Here is a 19,987-nt window from a genome sequence, read left to right as displayed (position 1 = left end):
ACAGGAGCCGTTAAGACATGCCTAATTTCTTTATCGATCGCCCTATATTTGCGTGGGTGATCGCCATCATCATCATGTTGGCAGGGGGGCTCGCGATCCTCAAATTGCCGGTAGCGCAATATCCGACGATTGCGCCACCAGCAGTGACGATCTCCGCAACCTACCCTGGCGCTGATGCGAAAACGGTACAGGATACCGTCACGCAGGTTATCGAACAGAATATGAACGGTATCGATAACCTGATGTATATGTCCTCCAACAGTGACTCCACGGGGACCGTGCAGATCACGCTGACCTTTGAATCCGGCACCGATGCGGATATCGCGCAGGTTCAGGTTCAGAACAAGTTGCAACTGGCAATGCCGTTACTTCCCCAGGAAGTACAGCAACAGGGCGTGAGCGTTGAGAAGTCCTCAAGTAGCTTCCTGATGGTAGTGGGCGTCATTAACACCGACGGCACCATGACCCAGGAGGATATTTCGGATTACGTTGCCGCCAATATGAAAGATCCGATCAGCCGTACCTCTGGGGTGGGCGACGTCCAGCTGTTTGGTTCGCAGTATGCGATGCGTATCTGGATGAATCCGACAGAGCTAACCAAATACCAACTGACGCCGGTCGACGTGATTAACGCGATCAAAGCGCAGAACGCCCAGGTCGCGGCAGGTCAGCTCGGTGGTACGCCGCCGGTAAAAGGGCAGCAGCTTAACGCATCGATTATTGCCCAAACGCGTCTGACCTCAACGGATGAGTTTGGCAAAATCCTGCTGAAAGTGAATCAGGATGGCTCCCAGGTTCGTCTGCGGGATGTAGCGAAAATTGAGCTTGGCGGCGAAAACTACGACGTCATCGCGAAATTTAACGGTCAGCCAGCGTCAGGTCTTGGCATCAAACTGGCTACCGGCGCCAACGCGCTGGATACCGCTACCGCTATTCGCGCCGAACTGAAAAAAATGGAACCGTTCTTCCCGCCAGGGATGAAAATCGTCTACCCGTATGACACCACGCCGTTCGTGAAGATCTCTATTCATGAAGTGGTAAAAACGCTGGTCGAAGCGATTATCCTCGTGTTCCTGGTGATGTACCTGTTCCTGCAGAACTTCCGCGCGACGTTGATTCCGACTATTGCGGTTCCGGTGGTGTTGTTGGGAACCTTTGCCGTGCTTGCGGCATTCGGTTTCTCGATAAACACGCTGACGATGTTCGGGATGGTGCTCGCCATCGGCTTGCTGGTGGATGACGCCATCGTGGTGGTCGAGAACGTCGAACGTGTTATGACGGAAGAAGGCCTTCCGCCGAAGGAAGCGACGCGCAAATCCATGGGCCAGATTCAGGGCGCATTGGTGGGTATCGCGATGGTACTGTCGGCGGTATTTATTCCGATGGCCTTCTTTGGCGGCTCAACCGGGGCAATTTATCGTCAGTTCTCTATCACCATCGTATCGGCGATGGCGCTGTCGGTGCTGGTCGCGCTGATCCTGACGCCTGCGCTGTGCGCGACGATGCTCAAACCCGTCGCCAAAGGCGATCATGGCGAAGGGAAAAAAGGCTTTTTCGGCTGGTTTAACCGCCTGTTTGATAAGAGCACGCATCACTACACCGATAGCGTAGGCAATATTCTGCGCAGCACCGGGCGTTATCTGCTGCTCTATCTCATTATCGTCGTCGGTATGGCTTATCTGTTCGTTCGTCTGCCAAGCTCTTTCTTGCCGGATGAAGACCAGGGCGTATTCCTGACAATGGTCCAGCTCCCCGCCGGCGCGACGCAAGAGCGCACGCAAAAAGTGCTGGATGAGGTCACGGATTACTATCTGAACAAAGAGAAAGCCAACGTTGAATCGGTATTCGCCGTCAACGGCTTCGGTTTTGCAGGGCGCGGTCAGAATACCGGTATTGCATTCGTGTCGTTGAAAGACTGGGCCGATCGTCCAGGCGAAAAAAACAAGGTTGAAGCGATTACCCAGCGGGCAACCGCAGCGTTTTCACAAATTAAAGATGCGATGGTCTTCGCCTTTAACCTACCGGCGATTGTTGAACTGGGCACCGCAACCGGGTTTGACTTCGAGTTGATTGACCAGGCGGGACTTGGTCATGAAAAACTCACCCAGGCACGTAATCAGTTGTTCGGCGAGGTGGCGAAATATCCTGATCTGCTGGTCGGCGTTCGACCTAACGGTCTGGAAGATACGCCGCAGTTTAAAATCGATATCGACCAGGAAAAAGCTCAGGCGCTGGGCGTGTCTATTAGCGACATTAATACCACGCTGGGCGCAGCATGGGGCGGCAGCTATGTAAACGACTTTATCGATCGCGGTCGTGTGAAGAAAGTTTACGTGATGTCCGAAGCGAAATACCGCATGTTGCCGGATGATATTAACGACTGGTACGTTCGTGGTAGCGATGGTCAGATGGTGCCGTTCTCCGCATTCTCCTCTTCCCGCTGGGAATATGGTTCGCCGCGTCTGGAACGCTATAACGGTCTGCCTTCGATGGAAATTCTGGGTCAGGCGGCGCCAGGCAAGAGTACCGGTGAAGCGATGGCGATGATGGAAGAACTGGCCAGCAAGCTGCCGTCAGGCATTGGGTATGACTGGACCGGGATGTCCTACCAGGAGCGGTTGTCCGGCAACCAGGCCCCTGCCCTGTATGCTATCTCGCTGATCGTCGTCTTCCTGTGTCTGGCGGCATTGTATGAGAGCTGGTCTATCCCGTTCTCCGTAATGCTGGTTGTTCCGCTTGGGGTTATCGGCGCGCTGCTGGCTGCGACCTTCCGCGGACTGACTAACGACGTTTACTTCCAGGTGGGCCTGCTCACAACCATTGGGTTGTCGGCGAAGAACGCGATACTTATCGTCGAATTCGCCAAAGACTTAATGGATAAAGAAGGGAAAGGTCTGGTAGAAGCGACGCTGGAGGCCGTCCGGATGCGTTTGCGCCCGATTCTGATGACCTCGTTAGCGTTCATGCTGGGGGTTATGCCGCTGGTTATCAGTTCCGGCGCGGGTTCCGGCGCGCAGAATGCGGTAGGTACTGGCGTACTGGGCGGGATGGTAACGGCAACCGTACTGGCTATTTTCTTCGTACCGGTCTTCTTCGTGGTGGTACGCCGCCGCTTTAGCCGTAAAAGCGAAGATATTGAGCATAGCCATTCGACAGAACATCGCTGATTTGCTCACTGTTGATAAGGCCGCGCAAGCGGCCTTTTTTACGCAAAAATCATAAAATACGCTTATTGTTAGATTGATTATTTTTTGCCATATTAATAAAAGGTATAATCCTTACTGCGTTAAAGGCTTTTCTTAGGAAAGTTGGCCATTTCTTAATTCAGCCATTAATTAAGAAATATTAAGAATATTCCTGGCTATTTTCTCCTGTCAGAGTCTATTGTTTTAGCCTGAAAAGCTAAAAAACGTTAACCCAATGATTACACAAACAATAAAACTGGTTCCTTTTTAGGCGACCGACGATCACTGTTAAAATTCGAAAAAGTATGGCAACACGCGGCTTTCACGCAATTGTAATTTTTCGTAATATGACGATGAAAAGTTTTTTAGAGTAGATTATAGTTAAATCATAAGGTGACGTGGGAAGTACCAGGTTAGTTAGTTGTATCCATCCCGAAGGTGTTCGGTTAGTTTAAGCCACTAAAAAGGGGATGCATTATGGACGAATACTCACCCAAAAGACATGATATAGCACAGCTTAAATTTCTTTGCGAAACCCTGTATCATGACTGTCTTGCAAACCTTGAAGAAAGCAACCATGGCTGGGTTAATGACCCGACCTCAGCAGTCAACCTGCAGCTCAATGAGCTGATAGAGCATATTGCAACTTTCGCGCTTAATTATAAAATTAAGTACAATGAAGACAATAAATTGATTGCGCAGATAGATGAATACCTGGACGACACCTTTATGTTGTTCAGCAGCTATGGTATTAATACGCAGGATTTGCAAAAATGGCGTAAATCGGGCAACCGCCTGTTCCGTTGTTTCGTCAACGCCACCAGGGCTAATCCTGTTAGTTTGTCTTGTTAAAAATTATTACAATCATAGGTAGAATTTATGTCTGATAAACCATTAACTAAAACTGATTATTTGATGCGTTTACGGCGCTGTCAGACAATTGACACTCTGGAGCGCGTCATTGAGAAAAATAAATATGAATTGTCCGACAATGAGCTGGCTGTATTTTACTCAGCTGCGGATCACCGTCTTGCAGAATTGACGATGAACAAACTCTACGACAAGATCCCCTCTTCAGTATGGAAATTCATTCGTTAATCACGCTACATTACTTTTTAGAGAACACGCAGGTGTTATCTGCCTCCTCGTTCTGGCTAATAACACAACGGGCTATTATAGAACAGTGATATAGATCACATACCAATAGCGGGGAACGTTCCCTCTAATACTTTATTATTGCTTCTATTGCGATAATATCCACCAAGGGGAGCGCGCGATGAGTGACGAAAAACAAAAAATGATCGCTGGGGCACTGTATTGCCCGACCGATGAAACTTTATGCCAGGATCGACTGCGGGCGCGTCAACTCATCCATCAATACAATTATACTACGCCTGATGAAATAAATAAGCGTCAGGCGATTTTACGCGACCTGTTGGGTCGATGCGAAGACGCCTATATTGAACCTTCCTTTCGTTGCGACTACGGCTATAATATTTTTCTTGGTCACTCCTTTTACGCTAACTTCGACTGCGTCATGCTTGATGTTTGCCCAATTCATATTGGCGATAATTGTATGCTCGCGCCAGGGGTACATATCTATACCGCCACGCACCCGCTGGACGCCGTCGAACGCAACAGCGGCAGAGAATTAGGTAAACCCGTCACTATCGGAAATAACGTCTGGATAGGCGGACGAGCCGTCGTTAATCCTGGCGTAACCATCGGCGATAACGTCGTCGTCGCTTCAGGCGCTGTGGTGACAAAAAACGTACCGCCAGACGTCGTGGTAGGCGGAAATCCGGCGCGAATCATTAAAAAATTGTAGTCAAAATGATAACTGTTATGCTAATTCGTGGTTAATCTGTTACTTTTTTCACGTTACACCTCCCTTTAAAATGGGCTGTTACTACCCCTATGTCGCAGAAATCATGAAGGCAAAAGATGACAGAGATACAGCGCCTGCTTAGCGAAACTATTGATGACTTAAACGTCCGTGAAAAACGCGATAACAGGCCGCGTTTTAGTATCAGTTTTATCCGCAAGCATCCTGGGTTATTTATCGCGATGTATGCAGCCTGGTTTGCGACGCTGGCGGTCATGCTGCAATCAGAAACGCTGGTGGGGTCAGTGTGGCTGTTAGTGGTGTTATTTATCGCATTTAATGGCTTCTTCTTTTTCGACATCGCCCCGCGTTATCACTATAACGACATCGATGTGCTGGACCTCCGGGTCTGTTACAACGGCGAATGGTACAACACCCGCTTTGTTCCCCCCACGCTCATTGAGACGATTCTTCAGTCTCCACAGGTGGATAATGAACATAAAGTCCAGCTGCAAAAAATGGTTGCCCGTAAGGGCGAACTTTCCTTCTACGATATTTTTACGCTGGCCCGCGCAGAAGCCAGCCGGTAATAAAAAAGTGCGCACCCTCCCTGGTACGCACTGCTTTCCCTGAACTGTTGGTTTTTTAACGTCTTTTTTTACGCCCCTGAACCGCCTTAAAACGCGGATTTGTTTTACAAATCACGTATAAGCGTCCTTTGCGTTTGACTATCTGGCAATCCGGATGCCGTTGTTTTGCATTGCGAAGTGAGTTTAACACCTGCATTTCATTTACCCCCGTTTAGCGCCGATAAAATGACCAAAACGTTTCTGGAAGCGTGCGGCGCTACTTTCGCTATCAAACGTTTTCTGTCTACCGGTATAAAAAGGATGCGATTTTGATGACACATCAATAGTGACATACGGATATGTCACGCCGTCCAGTTCGATTTCACGTTCAGTTTTGATAGTTGATCCCACTTTCACATATTCATTTGCGCTGGTGTCGTGAAATACGACGGTGCGGTATACAGGATGAATATCAGGTTTCATTGCGCTCTCTCAATTATGTTATAACATAACAATAAAATACGCTATCAACGCTCTTTTTTCAACCGGTAAACATTCACGATCTCTTCCTGGCGGCAAAAGCAACGTGGCGTAACGCGTTAGTCTGGCCCCTGTATCTGTAAAATCGATAAAATAGCTTTATCATTCAAGGGCGCGATTTACGATCGGATATACTTTCTCTACGCTGTGTTTATAAGGACATCACTGTGACAACACGACATCTGGTCAGCCTGGTAACGGGAGTGCTTATCCTGTCTGTCCTTTTCCCGATAGGATTGAGCCTGTGGCTGGCGCACCGTCAAGTTGAAAAAAGGTTTAACGAAGAGCTGGATATCTTCTCGTCCCGGGTGGCGCTACGTACAGAAAGGGTCAGTGACCAGGCAAAAGCCGCGTTAACGCATATTGCCTCCTTTAAAGGCGAGCCCTGCAGCAGCGCCCATTTACTCGCCATGCGCCGCGTGTCTTATAGCTTTCGGTATGTCCAGGAAGTTCTGTATCTTAAAAATTCGATTCCCGTTTGCTCCTCACTTGAAAAAGAGAGCCATATTCCCGCGTTCCCTCCGCCCATGAAAATCACTCGCGACGGTTATCGCGCCTGGTTTACGGCGCAAAACGATCTGGGTATAAAACGCTATATGGCGGCACTCGGGAGCGACAGCTATATCGTGATGATCGACCCGGCGTCCTTTATCGATGTGATTCCGTTTGGCGCATGGCCGATTGACGTCGCTATTATTGGCCGGGAACGCAATACTGTGGTTGCCAGCAGCGGTAACCTTGACCCCGCTATTCTTCCGCTCATTCACCATGAGACGCCCCTGCGGCTGGAAAACCGAGGCATTCAGTATGCTATTCACCCCTTTCCGGAAATGGGCATTACTATCGTAAGCTGGGCACCGACCGCTCCGCTGGAAAGGAGCTGGTATCGACAGGCATTTATCTGGCTACCGGCGGGCATCGTAACGGGTCTGCTGGCCGCGGCCTTTATTCTGCGTATTTTGCGTCGGCTACAGTCGCCCCGCCACCGCCTCCAGGATGCGATAGACAATCGCGAAATTAACGTACACTATCAGCCTATTGTCTCCCTGAGCAGCGGAAAAATTGTCGGTGCCGAAGCCTTAGCTCGCTGGCAACAGGCGGACGGCACCTTCCTTTCGCCGGAAATTTTTATCGCGCTGGCTGAACAAACCGGGCTCACGGAGCCGCTAACCCGGCTAATCATCGAAACCGTTTTTGAAGACATGGGGAGTTGGTTAAAGTCCCATCCCGAACAACATATTTCGATCAATCTTGAGGCATCCGATCTGGCGTCGGAAACGTTGCCGACGCTGTTAAGCACGCTGCTGAACCGTAGCCAAATTTCTCCGTCGCAAATCGCGCTTGAGTTAACGGAACGTGAGTTCGCCGATCCGAAAACCAGCGCGCCCATTGTCGCCAGATACCGTAACGCGGGACATTCCATTTATATTGATGACTTTGGCACCGGCTATTCCAGCCTCAGCTACTTACAAAATCTGGATGTGGATGTCCTTAAAATTGATAAATCTTTTGTCGATGCGCTGGAATATAAAAACGTCACGCCGCATATTATTGAAATGGCGAAAACGCTCAAACTTAAGATGGTCGCAGAAGGCATCGAAACGACCAGGCAAGAACAGTGGCTACGCCAGCATGGCGTACATTATGGTCAGGGCTGGTTATACAGTAAGCCCCTACCCGCTACGGCATTTATTCTTTGGGCGGAACAGCGGCTATAACGTCGCACAGCAGAAAAGAACAGTGTGGAGAGGCACAAATGGGTGGGGGCCCTGCCAGCTACATCCCGGCACACGCGTCATCTGCCTTGGCTGCTTCCTTCCGGACCTGACCTGGTAAACAGAGTAGCGTTGCGGGAGAACCAACAGAGCCCCCATTGAGAGCGTTGTGAACCAACGCGCAGGCGCATTATCACTGCTATATCGTGCAATTGCAACCCATCAGGCATCGGGTGCTGGTTTCTTGCGCATCCGGGCTTTCCTCCCCCCTTATTCCAGATTATCCTGAAGCATTAACGCAGGATTCTATTATGGATATTCAGGACACATTTCCTCAACGCGTCTGGCAAATCGTCGCTTCGATCCCGGAAGGATTTGTCACGACCTACGGTGATGTCGCCCGGCTTGCCGGTTCGCCTCGGGCGGCGCGTCAGGTCGGCGGAGTTTTAAAACGTCTGCCGGAAGGCAGCACTTTACCATGGCATCGGGTGGTGAACCGCCACGGCGCAATATCACTTACCGGGCCGGATCTACAGCGGCAACGTCAGGCATTACTGGCGGAAGGCGTGGTGGTGTCGGGAAGCGGACAAATCGATTTACAACGCTATCGCTGGGTGTATTAACCCTCTCCGTAACGGAGAGGGTCGGCGCAGGATTAATACTGGGTAGGCGCAGGAACGGCAGAAGACGGATTGACCTGGGTCGGCGAAGTCGATGGAACCGTCGTCGTCGCACCGCCGCTGGCCTGCACAGGCACCGCCGTTTGCTGTACCGGTACCAGCGTCAGATCCGCTTTAGTGCCGCCATTGTTAATCACCGGTTTCACGCTATCGGTAATAAATACCAGCTTATTGTCAACGGTGATGGCCGCGCTCAGGAGAATACGCGCGTTAGGTTGAATATCTGATGGGTTAAACGGCAACACAAAACTGAAAGGCGCCTGTTTACCTTCGGTACGTACCGCTTTTTGCGACAGCACCTTAGACGGCGCATCAGCCAGCGAAGCATCTGAAAGCGTCACGGTCAGCACCGCATCTGGCGGCAGAGCGACCTTCTGGCGGATCCAGACGGTACCGGAAACATTGGGTTGCTGAATAGTAGACTGGTTAGCTGTAATCGACATGTTAGGGTTTGGCGCAGGCGTCTGGATATCAGCGCTTTTATCAGCGCAGGCCGCCAGAGATATCGCAACCGCTAAACCACTTACGATGTGCACGAGTTTCATTCAATTCTCCTTATCATCAATGCACCAGCAGGCCTTTCCCCCCGCCGGAAGAGTGGTTAACAGAAACATAACGTGATTAAGTGTGGCACATGTCACTCATTTTTGCCTGGAATTGGTCTGTTATTCAGACTTTTGTACCCATCGGACCACTTGCAAAATTGCGTTATACTCTGCCCTACCTCGCTTCGGCATCGTTGTCACCTGGAGAGTATGTATGAGTCAGACACTGAATAATTTGCTGACATTATTGAATCTGGAAAAAATTGAAGAAGGACTCTTTCGGGGCCAAAGTGAAGACTTAGGGCTGCGCCAGGTATTTGGCGGTCAGGTGGTGGGCCAGGCGCTCTATGCCGCCAAAGAAACGGTGCCGGAAGCGCGACTGGTACATTCATTCCACAGTTATTTTCTGCGGCCAGGCGATAGCCAAAAACCCATTATCTATGACGTAGAAGTGCTGCGCGATGGGAATAGCTTCAGCGCCCGCCGCGTTGCCGCTATTCAGAACGGGAAACCCATCTTTTACATGACCGCCTCATTCCAGGCGCCGGAACCGGGTTTTGAACATCAAAAAACCATGCCGACGGCAGTCGGGCCGGAAGGACTACCGTCAGAAACGGAAATCGCGCAATCGCTGGCGCATTTACTGCCGCCGATTCTGAAAGAAAAGTTTCTCTGCGATCGCCCGCTGGAAATTCGTCCCGTCGAATTTCACAATCCGTTGAAAGGTCACGTCGCCGCGCCTGTGCGTCAGGTATGGATTCGCGCCAACGGCACCGTTCCGGATGACATTCGCGTCCATCAATATTTACTGGGATATGCCTCGGATCTGAATTTCCTTCCCGTCGCGCTTCAGCCTCACGGCATCGGTTTTCTGGAAAAGGGCATTCAGATCGCCACTATCGATCACTCTATGTGGTTCCATCGCCCGTTCAATTTTAATGAATGGCTACTTTATAGCGTGGAGAGCACTTCCGCCTCCAGCGCCCGGGGCTTTGTTCGCGGCGAGTTTTATACTCAGGATGGCGCTCTGGTCGCTTCAACCGTGCAGGAAGGGGTAATGCGTAATCACAATTAAAAAACATGCCGCTATGCGGCGTTAATGGCCTGATGACGCTGCGCTTATCCGGCCTACAGTAGACTGGGTAAGCGCAGCGCCATCAGGCATGTTGCGCAATCACGCGTTATACGCATTCTCGCCGTGACTGTTCACATCCAGCCCCTCGCGCTCCTGCTCTTCCGGTACACGCAGTCCAACAAGGATATCCGCCAGTTTGTAACCAACAAACGCGACAACGCCGGACCAGACGACCGTAATAGCAATACTTTCCAGCTGTACCATCACCTGATGTCCCATCGTAACGCCGTCGACAAAGCCAACGCCGCCCAGCGAACTGGCGGCAAAAACGCCGGTCAGGATACAGCCGACTATTCCGCAAACGCCGTGAACGCCAAATACGTCGCACGGATCATCTACCCGTAACAGACGTTTAAGCATGGTGACTCCCCACAATCCCGCCAGACCGGCAATAACGCCGATAACCAGCGCGCCGCCAACGCCAACATAGCCACAGGCTGGCGTCACGCCGACCAGACCGGCAATCGCGCCGGAACACGCTCCCAGCAGGGAAGGCTTACCGCGTAGCGTCCACTCGCCGATAATCCACCCCAGAATCGCGGCGGCGGTCGCCACCACGGTGTTCACAAAGGCCAGCGCTGCTATCTCGTTTGCGCTACCCGCAGAACCCGCGTTAAATCCAAACCAGCCGATATACAGAATCGCAGTACCGGTAAAGACCATCGGCAGGTTATGGGGTTTAAATGCTTCTTTCCCAAAGCCGACGCGTTTGCCAATTAAATAAGCCCCTACCAGCCCGGCGATAGCGGCGTTAATATGCACCACCGTACCACCGGCAAAATCCAGCGCGCCGTGAGCAGCCAGCAGGCCGCCGCCCCACACCATGTGCGCAATCGGAATATAAGAGAGCGTGAACCACACCACGACAAAAATCAGTACCGCCGAAAAACGAATACGCTCCGCCAGCGCGCCGACAATCAGCCCGACGGTAATACAGGCGAAAGATCCCTGAAACGCGACATGAATATACTGATAAATCGTACCCGTTACCGCCGTCAACGCGATATTCTTCAACATCGCCCCATCGGCATTACCGAAGAAATGATTCCCTTCGCCAAAAGCCAGCGAATAGCCGTACACCACCCATAAAATACAGACCAGCGCAAAGGTGACGGTCACTTGCGTTAACATTGACAGCACGTTCTTGGCGCGAATTAATCCGCCGTAAAACAGCGCGATACCCGGTATCGTCATGAACAGCACCAGCGCGGTGCAAATCATCATAAAAGCACTATCCGCTTTATCGGCAACCGCCGGCGCGGCTATCGTTAGCCCAGGCAGCAGCGCCAGTGAAGCCAGTGTGGTTTTTATCATCGCTATCTTCATTTTTTCATTTCCTGTTGCTGTGTGGCGGGTCTTACAGCGCTGCTTCGTCAGCTTCGCCGGTACGAATCCGAATAACGCGCATGAGCTCCGCGACGAAAATTTTGCCGTCGCCAATTTTTCCGGTGTAAGCCGCTTTACTGATGATATCGATCACCTCTTCCAGTTGGTCGTCGGCGATAGCCACATCAATTTTGACCTTCGGCAGGAAATTCACGCTGTACTCCGCGCCGCGATACAGTTCGGCGTGTCCTTTCTGACGGCCAAACCCTTTCACTTCGGTGACGGTCAGTCCCTGAATGCCAATGGAAGAAAGCGCCTCCCGCACGTCCTCCAGCTTGAACGGTTTGATAATCACGGTAACCAGCTTCATAGAACCCTCCAGTCAGAATTAGGTAACGGCTGCCGCCGCGCATGGACTCTTCAGAATGGATATTGCAAAGGATGTGCCAGAAGCTGGCGAGCGAGGAAAAGCGCGGTTAGCGGCGCGTCTTTATATTGACGCGCCCCAAAATCGAAGCAGGGAAAGAAAAATGCACCACGACGGTGCATGATGGGCGAGGCTTTGCCCTGTGGCGCCAAACCTTATGCCGCAGGGCCGGGTTCTTCGTGTACGCTGGCGGCTAACTCCTCGCCAACTAACTGTAATTGATACATTTGCCAGTAGCGCCCTTGCGCCGCCAGCAATTGTTGATGCGTCCCGCGCTCCACCGCCTGGCCGCGATGGAGAACCAGAATGGTATCTGCCTCCACGATTGTCGATAGCCGATGGGCAATAACCACCAGCGTGGTGCGCTCGCGAATCGCCGCCAGCGCCTGCTGTATCGCCTGCTCAGTGCCGGAATCGATGCTGGCCGTCGCTTCATCAAGAATTAATATTTGCGGGGCGTCAACCAGCACGCGCGCCAGCGCCAATAGCTGTTTTTGCCCGACGGACAGCGTATTTCCCTGCTCGCCGAGATGCGTATGCAGCCCGTCGCTCAGGCCGCGCGCCAGATCTGCCAGTTGTACCGTTTCCAGCGCCTGCCACACCTGCGCCTCGGAGACATCGCGCCCCAGCGTCACATTAGCCAGAAAGGTATCCGCCATCACTACCGGGTCCTGTTGAACCATCGCCACGCCCTGGCGTAAAACGCGATGATTAAGAGAGGCGATCTCTCGCCCATCCAGCCGAATTTCGCCTTGTGTCAGGGGGTAATACCCCATTAATAAGCTGGCGAGCGTGCTCTTCCCGCTGCCGGTGTGCCCCACCAGCGCCACAAAGCTACGGGACGGTACTGATAGCGTAATATCCTGTAAAACAAGATTATCGTCGCGGTAAGCAAACGACAGATGATCAATATCAATCGCCCCGCTTTGCAACGGCCTGTCGTCGCTGCCATAGCGCTGGCGCGGGCGATCCATCAGTTCAAAAACACGCTCTCCCGCCACAACCGCCTGCTGTAGCATGGATTGCTGGGTGGTCAGTTCAATGAGCGGCTCGTTCAGACGTGACAAATAGCTAATGAACGCATACAGCACCCCGACCTCAATCGTGCCGGCAGACGTAAAGCTGAAAAGCATCAACAGACCGCACAAAATGAGCGCAGAAAAGAGGCTAAGCAGCGGACGCAATAAAAAGCCGTCTAAGCGTAGTGTCTGCATCCGCGCCATGTAGTGCGAGCGGCTGGCCTCGCCCATGCGTTCGCCGAAGCGCGCCTGCTGGCGAAACTGCTGGATTACGCTCATCCCGTTGATGATTTCGTTAAAGCCGTCGTTAATATCCGCCAGGTATGCCCGCACGCGGCGTACAATCGGCGTGCTGTAGCGCTGATAAATGACCATCACGGTCAATACCGCCGGAAAAATCAAAATCGCCACCAGCGCCATCCGCCAGTCAAGGCTGAACATGGCGACCAGCATGGCGCCGATCAACGCCGCGCTACGTAATACCGTTGCGACGACCGTGACGTACAGATCGCGGATGACTTCCGTATCGTTGGTCACGCGTGAAATTAATTGTCCGACAGGCTGCGTGTCGAAGGCGCTTAGCGGCTGGCGCAAGGCGGCATCCATGACGTCCGTGCGCAAGGACTGAACCACGCCAACGGCCGCCCGGTTAAATAATAAAGACTGGGCGTAATGCAGACCCGCCGCCAGAAACTGTAGCCCCACATAGGCGGCCGCCAGCCCCGCGACCTTGCCCAACGGTAAATGGTGGCGGGCCACCATGTTATCAATGAAATAGCTGATCAGCAGCGGACCGCTAACCTCCGCCGCCGCCGCAATCCACAGCATCATCACCGCGACAGAGAGCGGTTTTCGCCATGGCGAGCCATACGCCAGCAACCGTTTCAGCGTCGGCCATAGCTGTCCAAAACTACGCATTCACCGCCTCCTCGCCGCGTTCCGGCGCGTCATCCAGCGCGGCCTCCAGTTGCTGATAGCGATACATATCGCGATACCAGCCAATCTGCTGCGCCAGTTGATCGTGATCGCCGCGCTGAACAACATGACCATGTTGCATAACGATAATTTCATTGGCGTCGGTCAGCGCGGATAAACGATGCGCGCTGATGATGACCGTACGCCCTTCGCCCCACTGGCGCAAATTATGCAAAATCCGATGCTCCGTGCGGCCATCTACTGCAGAAAGCGCATCATCAAGAAGCAGAATTTCCGCATTTAACAGTAGCGCTCTGGCAATCGAGATACGCTGTTTTTGCCCTCCCGATAACATGACGCCACGTTCACCTACCTGCGTGTCGTAGCCCTGAGGCAAACGGAGAATATCTTCATGTACGCTGGCTAAACGCGCCACCTGTTCAATCTCCTCCTGAGTCGCCTCCGGGCGTCCGAGCGCAATATTATTGGCAATAGAGTCCGAGAACAAAAACGGCGTCTGGCTGACGACCGCCAGTCGGCTACGCCAGCTATCCAGCTGCAGATGCGTCAACGGCACGTCATGGAAACGGATCTCTCCCTGCGTCACATCAAAATGGCGCTGGATAAGCGACAATATTGTGCTTTTCCCCGCGCCGGTCGGACCGCATATCCCCAGCATCTGACCCGGTTTAAGACGAAAGTTCACATTCTCCAGCGCCGGATGCGTCGTTTGCGGATAGCAAAACTCACGAATGGCCGCCGTCAGTTCGCCACGCCCCGCCGGGACCGGCTCTTCGCCATCCTTAACTACCGGCGCTTCCGCCAGCATGGCGCGGATGCGGCTGTATGCGGCGCTACCCCGCTCCACGATATTAAACATCCAGGCCAGCGCCAGCATCGGCCAAATCATCAACCCCAGATACATCATAAAGCTGGTGAGTTCGCCCAGCGTCAGGCTGCCGTTAACCACCATCCAGCTTCCGCCGCTAATCGCGAGCAGGTTCGCCATGCCAATGGCGATGTAAATGGTTGGATCAAAACGCGCGTCAATACGCGCCACGCGCATATTTTTCTTGCCGGTATCTTCGGCATCCGCCGCAAACAGCGAAGACTGGCGATCCTCCAGACCAAACGCTTTGATCATGCGGATGCTGGTCAGACTCTCCTGCGTGCGATCGTTCAGGCTGGAGAAGGCGGCCTGCGCCAGTTTGAAATAATCATGCAGCCGATCGCCGTAACGTTTGATCATCAGCGCCATAATCGGCATCGGCAACAGCGCTAATAGCGTTAGCTGCCAGCTAATTTGCGTCGACATGACAATCAGTACCGCGCAGCCCATTACCAGCGAGTCAACCAGCGTCAGAACGCCCTCGCCCGCTGCAAATACGACGCGATCCACATCATTCGTCGCACGCGCGATAAGATCGCCCGTCCGATGGCGCTGATAAAATTCAGGATGCTGACGACTCAGCTGGCGATAATAATCTTCACGCAGTTCGACGGCTAATTGATAAGAAGCGCCAAACAGCAGCACGCGCCAGACATAGCGCAACAAATAGACCACTACGGCGATCAGGGCAATGGTGCCAATCCACATCGCTATTCGGCCTGGAGTAAAATGCTGTGCGGTTACGCCATCCACGACAATCCCCACCACTTTGGGCGGGATCAGCTGAAGCATCGCAATAAGCATAAGCAGGGCCACCGCGCCAAGATAGCGACGCCATTCCCGGCGAAAGTACCAGCTTAATTGAGCAAATAATCGCACGCGTTATTTCCTGATATGATTTCCGGCAATACCGGGAGAATTATTCAATGGGCAGAGAGGTGGTGTACTTAATCTGTTCCATCGCAAAACTGGAGGTGACGTCTGACAGTCCTGGGACGCTATTGACCAGACGTTTATAGAAGTCGTCATACCGCTTCATGTCGGCCACCTGAACTCGCATCAGATAGTCGTATTCCCCCGCCATCCGCCAGAAGCCAAGCACTTCCGGCATCTCAGAGACGACGGTCACGAACCGACAGTACCATTCACTGCTGTGGTGCTGCGTTTTTATCAACACAAAAGCGGTTAACCCCAGCCCCAGTTTTTCCGGGTCCAGCAGCGCGACCCTGCCAAGCAGGATACCGTCATCTTCCAGGCGTTTAAGCCGCTTCCAGCAAGGCGTTGTCGTCAGATTAACGGCATCCGCCAGCGCCTGCAAAGAGAGGGTACAGTCCTGCTGCAATAAGCAAAGCAGTTTACGGTCAATTTTATCTAACATACCCACTCCATAGAGAATATTTTTCTCCTTACATTGTAATTTAAAGGTCAAATAGCAACAATTTTTTCCGTACTTTTCGCTACTCTTGGCACAAAATGATAAATGGATATTAATGATGAGTAGCAATTGGGTTAAAAATGCCATTAATGAAATTAACGCTGACCACCAGCGCTCAGCGGATACGCATCTTATTCGTTTGTCCCTGTCGGCATTTCCAGGTATCCAGCTTTACCTGAAAGATGAAAGCACGCATCCCACCGGTAGCCTCAAGCATCGCCTGGCGCGCTCGCTGTTCCTTTATGGGCTGTGCAATGGCTGGATTAAAGAAGGCACTCCGATTATTGAAGCGTCATCAGGCTCAACGGCGATTTCCGAAGCCTGGTTCGCGCGTTTACTGGGACTACCGTTCATCGCCGTCATGCCCGCCTGTACCGCAAAACGTAAAATCGAACAGATTCAATTTTACGGCGGCCACTGTCATTTTGTGGAGAGCGCCTGCGAAATTTATGCCGCCTCCGAGCGGCTGGCGCATGAACTGAACGGTCACTATATGGACCAGTTTACCTACGCAGAACGAGCTACCGACTGGCGGGGCAACAATAATATTGCCGACAGTATTTTCCGCCAGATGCGCAACGAACCCCATCCAGTACCGCGATTTATCGTCATGAGCGCCGGAACGGGCGGAACCTCTGCGACGATTGGGCGCTATATTCGCTGCCAGGGCTATGATACTCAGCTCATGGTGGTGGATCCGGAAAATTCCGTCTTTTTACCTTACTGGCAGGATCGCGACGCTTCATTACGCAGCCCGGTGGGCAGTAAAATTGAAGGAATTGGTCGTCCGCGAGTAGAGCCTTCTTTTATTCCGGATGTCGTGGATGAGATGCTGCGCGTGCCGGACGCCGCCAGCGTTGCCACCGCACACTGGCTGGAAACGCAGCTAGGCCGTAAAGTCGGCGCCTCTACCGGCACGAATATGTGGGGAGCGCTGCAGCTTGCGGCCCGGATGCGCGAGGCTGGAGAAACCGGCGCTATCGTGACGTTATTGTGCGATAGCGGCGATCGCTATCTGGATACCTATTACCATCCGTCCTGGGTTAGCGACCATATCGGCGATTTGACGCCGTGGTCAGCGGCCATCGAAAAATTACTTACCGGCGACTAGAAACAAAAAAAAGCCAGACTGAATGTCTGGCTTGCTGGAAGAGATCTCTCATTCGGGGGAATAAGGTAGATGCGGATTGTCCAGCCAATGCGTCAAAAAGTGTGATACCGCTTGATTACCACAATGTCCGATAACCGAAAGGTGTGGCAGCGCGGCGATAAGCTGCGGCATGGCATTGCCCATAATGAGCCCCCGCCCGACGCTGCCCAGCATTTCCCGATCGTTCATCGCGTCGCCAAACGCCATGCAATCTGCCAGTGAAAGCCCTAAATGGTTGCTCAATACCGCCAGCGCCGATCCTTTATTGCACCCCAGCGGTAGCACTTCCAGGCAGTCGACGGCAGAGAAACAGAGATGAGCGCGTTCTTCCAGCGCCTCATTGAGCTGAATGCGCAAACGGATCAGATCGTCATGATCGCCGCAAAAACAGATCTTCGTCACCTGATGGGCCGGAATGCTTTTTATATCGATAACCTGATAACGAAAGCCGCTGTAGACGTGCGCCTGGAGTAGCGCGGGGATCTCCTGGCCTGTAAACCAGCCGTTGTCATTAAACACATGCATACTGGCTCGGGTATCCCAGGCATGGTGCATCACCGTATCGGCAACCTGAGGATCGAGATCCTGACGATGCAGCACGTCGCCTTCCAGCGAGTGAATTCGCGTCCCGTTACCGGTAATAAGATAAGCATCCAGTGAAAGCGTCCCCAGAATATGCCGCATCTCCAGCACATGACGACCCGTAGCGAATGTCAGGGTGATATCGCGTTCGCGCAGACGCGCCAGCGTGGCGATCGTTTCTCTACCCAAATGGTGATCGGGCATTAATAACGTGCCATCCATATCAAATGCTGCCAGACGGGCCATCTCTTTCTCCACACTGTGACGCGGTTAACTTGTTGTTCAGTATTACCTGAGATATACGGAAGTAATAGTGAACAGATAAAAGGAAGTGTTCCGGGTTTTATGAGGCTACTGAATCGGCTTAATCAATATCAACGCCTCTGGCAGCCTTCCGCCGGGGAAACGCAACATGTCACCGTTAGCGAACTGGCCGAACGCTGTTTTTGTAGCGAGCGCCATCTGCGAACGCTGCTGCGTCAGGCCCAGCAGGCGGGTTGGCTAAGATGGGAGGCGCAGTCCGGGCGCGGGAAACGTGGACGGCTCCAGTTTCTGGTCACGCCGGAATCGCTCCGCACCGCCATGATGGAACAGGCGCTGGAAAAAGGGCAGCAGCTCAACGTACTGGAACTGGCGCAGCTGGCGCCGGGCGAGTTACGGGCGATGCTCCAGCCTTTTATGGGCGGCCAATGGCAAAACGATACGCCGACATTGCGTATTCCCTACTATCGTCCGCTTGATCCGCTGCAGCCGGGTTTCCTGCCAGGCCGCGCGGAACAGCATCTCGCAGGGCAAGTTTTTTCCGGGTTAACGCGCTTCGACCGCGACAGTCAATATCCTTGCGGGGATTTGGCGCATCACTGGAAGGTTTCCGCCGACGGTTTACGCTGGGATTTTTATATTCGCTCCACGCTGCACTGGCATAATGGCGATGCGGTGGATACCGCGCAGCTACACGAACGCCTGGAAAGGCTGCTTACCCTACCCGCGCTAAGCAAATTGTTTATTAGCGTCGCACGGATCGAAGTAACGCATCCTCAGTGCCTGACCTTTCTCCTTCACCGACCTGATTACTGGCTGGCGCATCGTCTGGCGAGCTATTGTAGCGGTCTGGCGCATCCTGACCTGCCGCTTATCGGCACCGGTCCTTTTCGCCTGGCGTTGTTCACGCCGGAACTGGTGCGTCTGGAAAGTCATGACCATTATCACCTCAGCCATCCGCTGCTGAAAGCGATTGAATTCTGGATCACCCCGCAACTGTTTGCCCAGGATCTGGGCACCAGTTGCCGCCATCCGGTGCAGATTGCCATCGGCAAACCGGAAGAGCTGGCGACGCTGAGTCAGGTAAGTAGTGGTATCAGTCTTGGCTTTTGTTATTTAACCCTCAAAAAGGGCTCACGGCTCAACGTACAGCAGGCGCGGCGTCTGATACATATTATCCATCATACTTCGCTGCTGAAAACCTTACCGGTAGATGAGAACTTGATTATGCCAAGTCAGGGGCTGCTACCCGGCTGGACAATCCCGCAATGGCAGGACGTTGATGAAACGCCATTGCCGAAAAAACTTACCCTGGCGTATCACCTTCCCGTAGAGCTGCATACGATGGCGGAACAGCTTCGACATTACCTGGCGACGCTCGGCTGTGAGTTAACGTTGATTTTTCATAATGCCAAAAACTGGGATAACTGCCCTGCGTTGGCGCAAGCGGATCTGATGATGGGCGACAGGCTGATCGGCGAAGCGCCGGAATATACGCTGGAGCAGTGGCTACGTTGCGATCAGATCTGGTCGCATGTCCTTGACGCGCCTGCGTTTTCCCATCTGCAGGCTACGCTTGACGCTCTGCAAATTCAGCCCAATGAAAAAGATCGCCGCGCCGCGCTACAACAAGTTTTTGCCAACCTGATGGATGACGCCACACTTACGCCACTATTTAATTATCACTATCGCATCAGCGCCCCACCGGGCGTTAACGGCGTTCGACTCACCCCTCGCGGCTGGTTTGAATTTAGCGAAGCCTGGCTTCCTCCGCCTTCGCCGTGAAGAA

General features: G+C 52.8%; 19 protein-coding genes and 1 other RNA gene. 10 read left to right on the top strand and 10 right to left on the bottom strand.

What is annotated here, in order from left to right; genetic code table 11:
* Positions 1-17: 17 nt before the first annotated feature.
* The 5 genes from acrB to NA986_RS11480 all read left to right on the top strand — a co-directional run bounded on the left by acrB (position 18) and on the right by NA986_RS11480 (position 5,600).
* A complete protein-coding gene (acrB, locus tag NA986_RS11500; RefSeq protein WP_001132508.1) occupies positions 18-3,167 on the top strand; it encodes an efflux RND transporter permease AcrB in 3,150 nt (1,049 codons plus the stop codon).
* Between the two features lie 495 nt (positions 3,168-3,662).
* Positions 3,663-4,037 carry an Hha toxicity modulator TomB gene (tomB, locus tag NA986_RS11495; protein WP_000344807.1) on the top strand — a complete coding sequence of 125 codons (375 nt, stop codon included), beginning with the start codon at positions 3,663-3,665 and terminating at the stop codon, positions 4,035-4,037.
* A 27-nt stretch (positions 4,038-4,064) separates the two neighbouring features.
* Entirely contained in the window at positions 4,065-4,283 is a 219-nt protein-coding gene (locus NA986_RS11490) for an HHA domain-containing protein (RefSeq protein ID WP_001280991.1), read from the top strand.
* Positions 4,284-4,461: 178 nt separating this feature from the next.
* Positions 4,462-5,013 (top strand): maltose O-acetyltransferase, encoded by a 552-nt coding sequence (maa, locus tag NA986_RS11485; protein WP_001278793.1) that lies wholly within the window; start codon positions 4,462-4,464, stop codon positions 5,011-5,013.
* A gap of 116 nt (positions 5,014-5,129) precedes the next feature.
* On the top strand, positions 5,130-5,600 hold the full coding sequence (locus NA986_RS11480; protein ID WP_000136183.1) for a YlaC family protein: 471 nt from the start codon (positions 5,130-5,132) through the stop codon (positions 5,598-5,600).
* 55 nt (positions 5,601-5,655) lie between these two features.
* Here NA986_RS11480 and ykgO read toward each other — a convergent pair whose 3' ends face one another.
* Both ykgO and NA986_RS11470 read right to left on the bottom strand, forming a co-directional pair.
* Positions 5,656-5,796 carry a type B 50S ribosomal protein L36 gene (gene ykgO / locus NA986_RS11475; protein WP_001197749.1) on the bottom strand — a complete coding sequence of 47 codons (141 nt, stop codon included), beginning with the start codon at positions 5,794-5,796 and terminating at the stop codon, positions 5,656-5,658.
* A 5-nt stretch (positions 5,797-5,801) separates the two neighbouring features.
* Positions 5,802-6,062 (bottom strand): type B 50S ribosomal protein L31, encoded by a 261-nt coding sequence (locus NA986_RS11470; protein WP_000801415.1) that lies wholly within the window; start codon positions 6,060-6,062, stop codon positions 5,802-5,804.
* Positions 6,063-6,286: 224 nt separating this feature from the next.
* Between NA986_RS11470 and NA986_RS11465 the strand changes: the two genes are divergently transcribed.
* Positions 6,287-7,837, top strand: coding sequence for an EAL domain-containing protein (locus NA986_RS11465; protein WP_000213145.1), 1,551 nt, complete (start codon positions 6,287-6,289; stop codon positions 7,835-7,837).
* Positions 7,838-7,886: 49 nt separating this feature from the next.
* Here NA986_RS11465 and ffs read toward each other — a convergent pair.
* Positions 7,887-7,983, bottom strand: an RNA gene (gene ffs, locus NA986_RS11460) — signal recognition particle sRNA small type.
* Between the two features lie 84 nt (positions 7,984-8,067).
* Here ffs and NA986_RS11455 point away from each other — a divergent pair.
* The gene (locus NA986_RS11455) at positions 8,068-8,457 is read left to right on the top strand and encodes an MGMT family protein (protein ID WP_000961285.1); all 390 of its coding nucleotides are present in this window, start codon (positions 8,068-8,070) and stop codon (positions 8,455-8,457) included.
* 32 nt (positions 8,458-8,489) lie between these two features.
* Here the strand turns inward: NA986_RS11455 and NA986_RS11450 are convergent, their stop codons facing one another.
* On the bottom strand, positions 8,490-9,059 hold the full coding sequence (locus tag NA986_RS11450; protein WP_000779802.1) for a YbaY family lipoprotein: 570 nt from the start codon (positions 9,057-9,059) through the stop codon (positions 8,490-8,492).
* 214 nt (positions 9,060-9,273) lie between these two features.
* Between NA986_RS11450 and tesB the strand changes: the two genes are divergently transcribed.
* Complete coding sequence (gene tesB / locus NA986_RS11445) at positions 9,274-10,134, top strand: acyl-CoA thioesterase II (RefSeq protein ID WP_000084176.1); 861 nt, start codon at positions 9,274-9,276, stop codon at positions 10,132-10,134.
* Positions 10,135-10,233: 99 nt separating this feature from the next.
* Here tesB and amtB read toward each other — a convergent pair whose 3' ends face one another.
* The 5 genes from amtB to decR form a co-directional block, all read right to left on the bottom strand.
* Complete coding sequence (amtB, locus tag NA986_RS11440; protein WP_000684912.1) at positions 10,234-11,520, bottom strand: ammonium transporter AmtB; 1,287 nt, start codon at positions 11,518-11,520, stop codon at positions 10,234-10,236.
* Positions 11,521-11,551: 31 nt separating this feature from the next.
* Positions 11,552-11,890, bottom strand: a complete 339-nt coding sequence (glnK, locus tag NA986_RS11435) for a P-II family nitrogen regulator (RefSeq protein WP_000780341.1) — start codon at positions 11,888-11,890, stop codon at positions 11,552-11,554.
* Between the two features lie 212 nt (positions 11,891-12,102).
* Positions 12,103-13,884, bottom strand: a complete 1,782-nt coding sequence (locus tag NA986_RS11430) for a SmdB family multidrug efflux ABC transporter permease/ATP-binding protein (RefSeq protein ID WP_001256078.1) — start codon at positions 13,882-13,884, stop codon at positions 12,103-12,105.
* The gene (locus NA986_RS11425; protein WP_023215768.1) at positions 13,877-15,649 is read right to left on the bottom strand and encodes a SmdA family multidrug ABC transporter permease/ATP-binding protein; all 1,773 of its coding nucleotides are present in this window, start codon (positions 15,647-15,649) and stop codon (positions 13,877-13,879) included. Before NA986_RS11425 ends, NA986_RS11430 begins: the two co-directional genes overlap by 8 nt.
* Positions 15,650-15,689: 40 nt before the next feature.
* Positions 15,690-16,148: a DNA-binding transcriptional regulator DecR gene (gene decR, locus NA986_RS11420; RefSeq protein ID WP_000884593.1), complete on the bottom strand. Its 459-nt coding sequence runs from the start codon at positions 16,146-16,148 to the stop codon at positions 15,690-15,692.
* Positions 16,149-16,260: 112 nt separating this feature from the next.
* Between decR and cdsH the strand changes: the two genes are divergently transcribed.
* Positions 16,261-17,316: a cysteine desulfhydrase gene (cdsH, locus tag NA986_RS11415; RefSeq protein ID WP_077957187.1), complete on the top strand. Its 1,056-nt coding sequence runs from the start codon at positions 16,261-16,263 to the stop codon at positions 17,314-17,316.
* A gap of 48 nt (positions 17,317-17,364) precedes the next feature.
* On the opposite strand, the gene cof is transcribed toward cdsH, so the two are convergent.
* On the bottom strand, positions 17,365-18,183 hold the full coding sequence (cof, locus tag NA986_RS11410; protein ID WP_000113030.1) for an HMP-PP phosphatase: 819 nt from the start codon (positions 18,181-18,183) through the stop codon (positions 17,365-17,367).
* A gap of 99 nt (positions 18,184-18,282) precedes the next feature.
* Here cof and NA986_RS11405 point away from each other — a divergent pair, with 99 nt between their 5' ends.
* Positions 18,283-19,983, top strand: a complete 1,701-nt coding sequence (locus NA986_RS11405; RefSeq protein ID WP_001238177.1) for an SgrR family transcriptional regulator — start codon at positions 18,283-18,285, stop codon at positions 19,981-19,983.
* The last annotated feature ends 4 nt before the right edge of the window (positions 19,984-19,987 follow it).

Origin of the sequence: Salmonella sp. NW177 (genome assembly GCF_051811585.1) — a bacterium.
GTDB classification, from domain to species: Bacteria; Pseudomonadota; Gammaproteobacteria; order Enterobacterales; family Enterobacteriaceae; genus Salmonella; species Salmonella enterica.
Note: the sequence above shows the minus strand (reverse complement) of the source record. Positions and strands in the feature narration are given on the sequence as shown.

Coding starts and splice junctions, on each gene's coding strand:
- NA986_RS11490 (WP_001280991.1), top strand. CDS start 4,065: ATGTCTGATAAACCATTAACTAAAACTGATTATTTGATGCGTTTACGG.
- tesB (WP_000084176.1), top strand. CDS start 9,274: ATGAGTCAGACACTGAATAATTTGCTGACATTATTGAATCTGGAAAAA.
- cdsH (WP_077957187.1), top strand. CDS start 16,261: ATGATGAGTAGCAATTGGGTTAAAAATGCCATTAATGAAATTAACGCT.
- ykgO (WP_001197749.1), bottom strand. CDS start 5,796: ATGCAGGTGTTAAACTCACTTCGCAATGCAAAACAACGGCATCCGGAT.
- NA986_RS11430 (WP_001256078.1), bottom strand. CDS start 13,884: ATGCGTAGTTTTGGACAGCTATGGCCGACGCTGAAACGGTTGCTGGCG.
- NA986_RS11480 (WP_000136183.1), top strand. CDS start 5,130: ATGACAGAGATACAGCGCCTGCTTAGCGAAACTATTGATGACTTAAAC.
- cof (WP_000113030.1), bottom strand. CDS start 18,183: ATGGCCCGTCTGGCAGCATTTGATATGGATGGCACGTTATTAATGCCC.
- decR (WP_000884593.1), bottom strand. CDS start 16,148: ATGTTAGATAAAATTGACCGTAAACTGCTTTGCTTATTGCAGCAGGAC.
- maa (WP_001278793.1), top strand. CDS start 4,462: ATGAGTGACGAAAAACAAAAAATGATCGCTGGGGCACTGTATTGCCCG.
- NA986_RS11470 (WP_000801415.1), bottom strand. CDS start 6,062: ATGAAACCTGATATTCATCCTGTATACCGCACCGTCGTATTTCACGAC.
- tomB (WP_000344807.1), top strand. CDS start 3,663: ATGGACGAATACTCACCCAAAAGACATGATATAGCACAGCTTAAATTT.
- NA986_RS11405 (WP_001238177.1), top strand. CDS start 18,283: ATGAGGCTACTGAATCGGCTTAATCAATATCAACGCCTCTGGCAGCCT.
- amtB (WP_000684912.1), bottom strand. CDS start 11,520: ATGAAGATAGCGATGATAAAAACCACACTGGCTTCACTGGCGCTGCTG.
- acrB (WP_001132508.1), top strand. CDS start 18: ATGCCTAATTTCTTTATCGATCGCCCTATATTTGCGTGGGTGATCGCC.
- glnK (WP_000780341.1), bottom strand. CDS start 11,890: ATGAAGCTGGTTACCGTGATTATCAAACCGTTCAAGCTGGAGGACGTG.
- NA986_RS11450 (WP_000779802.1), bottom strand. CDS start 9,059: ATGAAACTCGTGCACATCGTAAGTGGTTTAGCGGTTGCGATATCTCTG.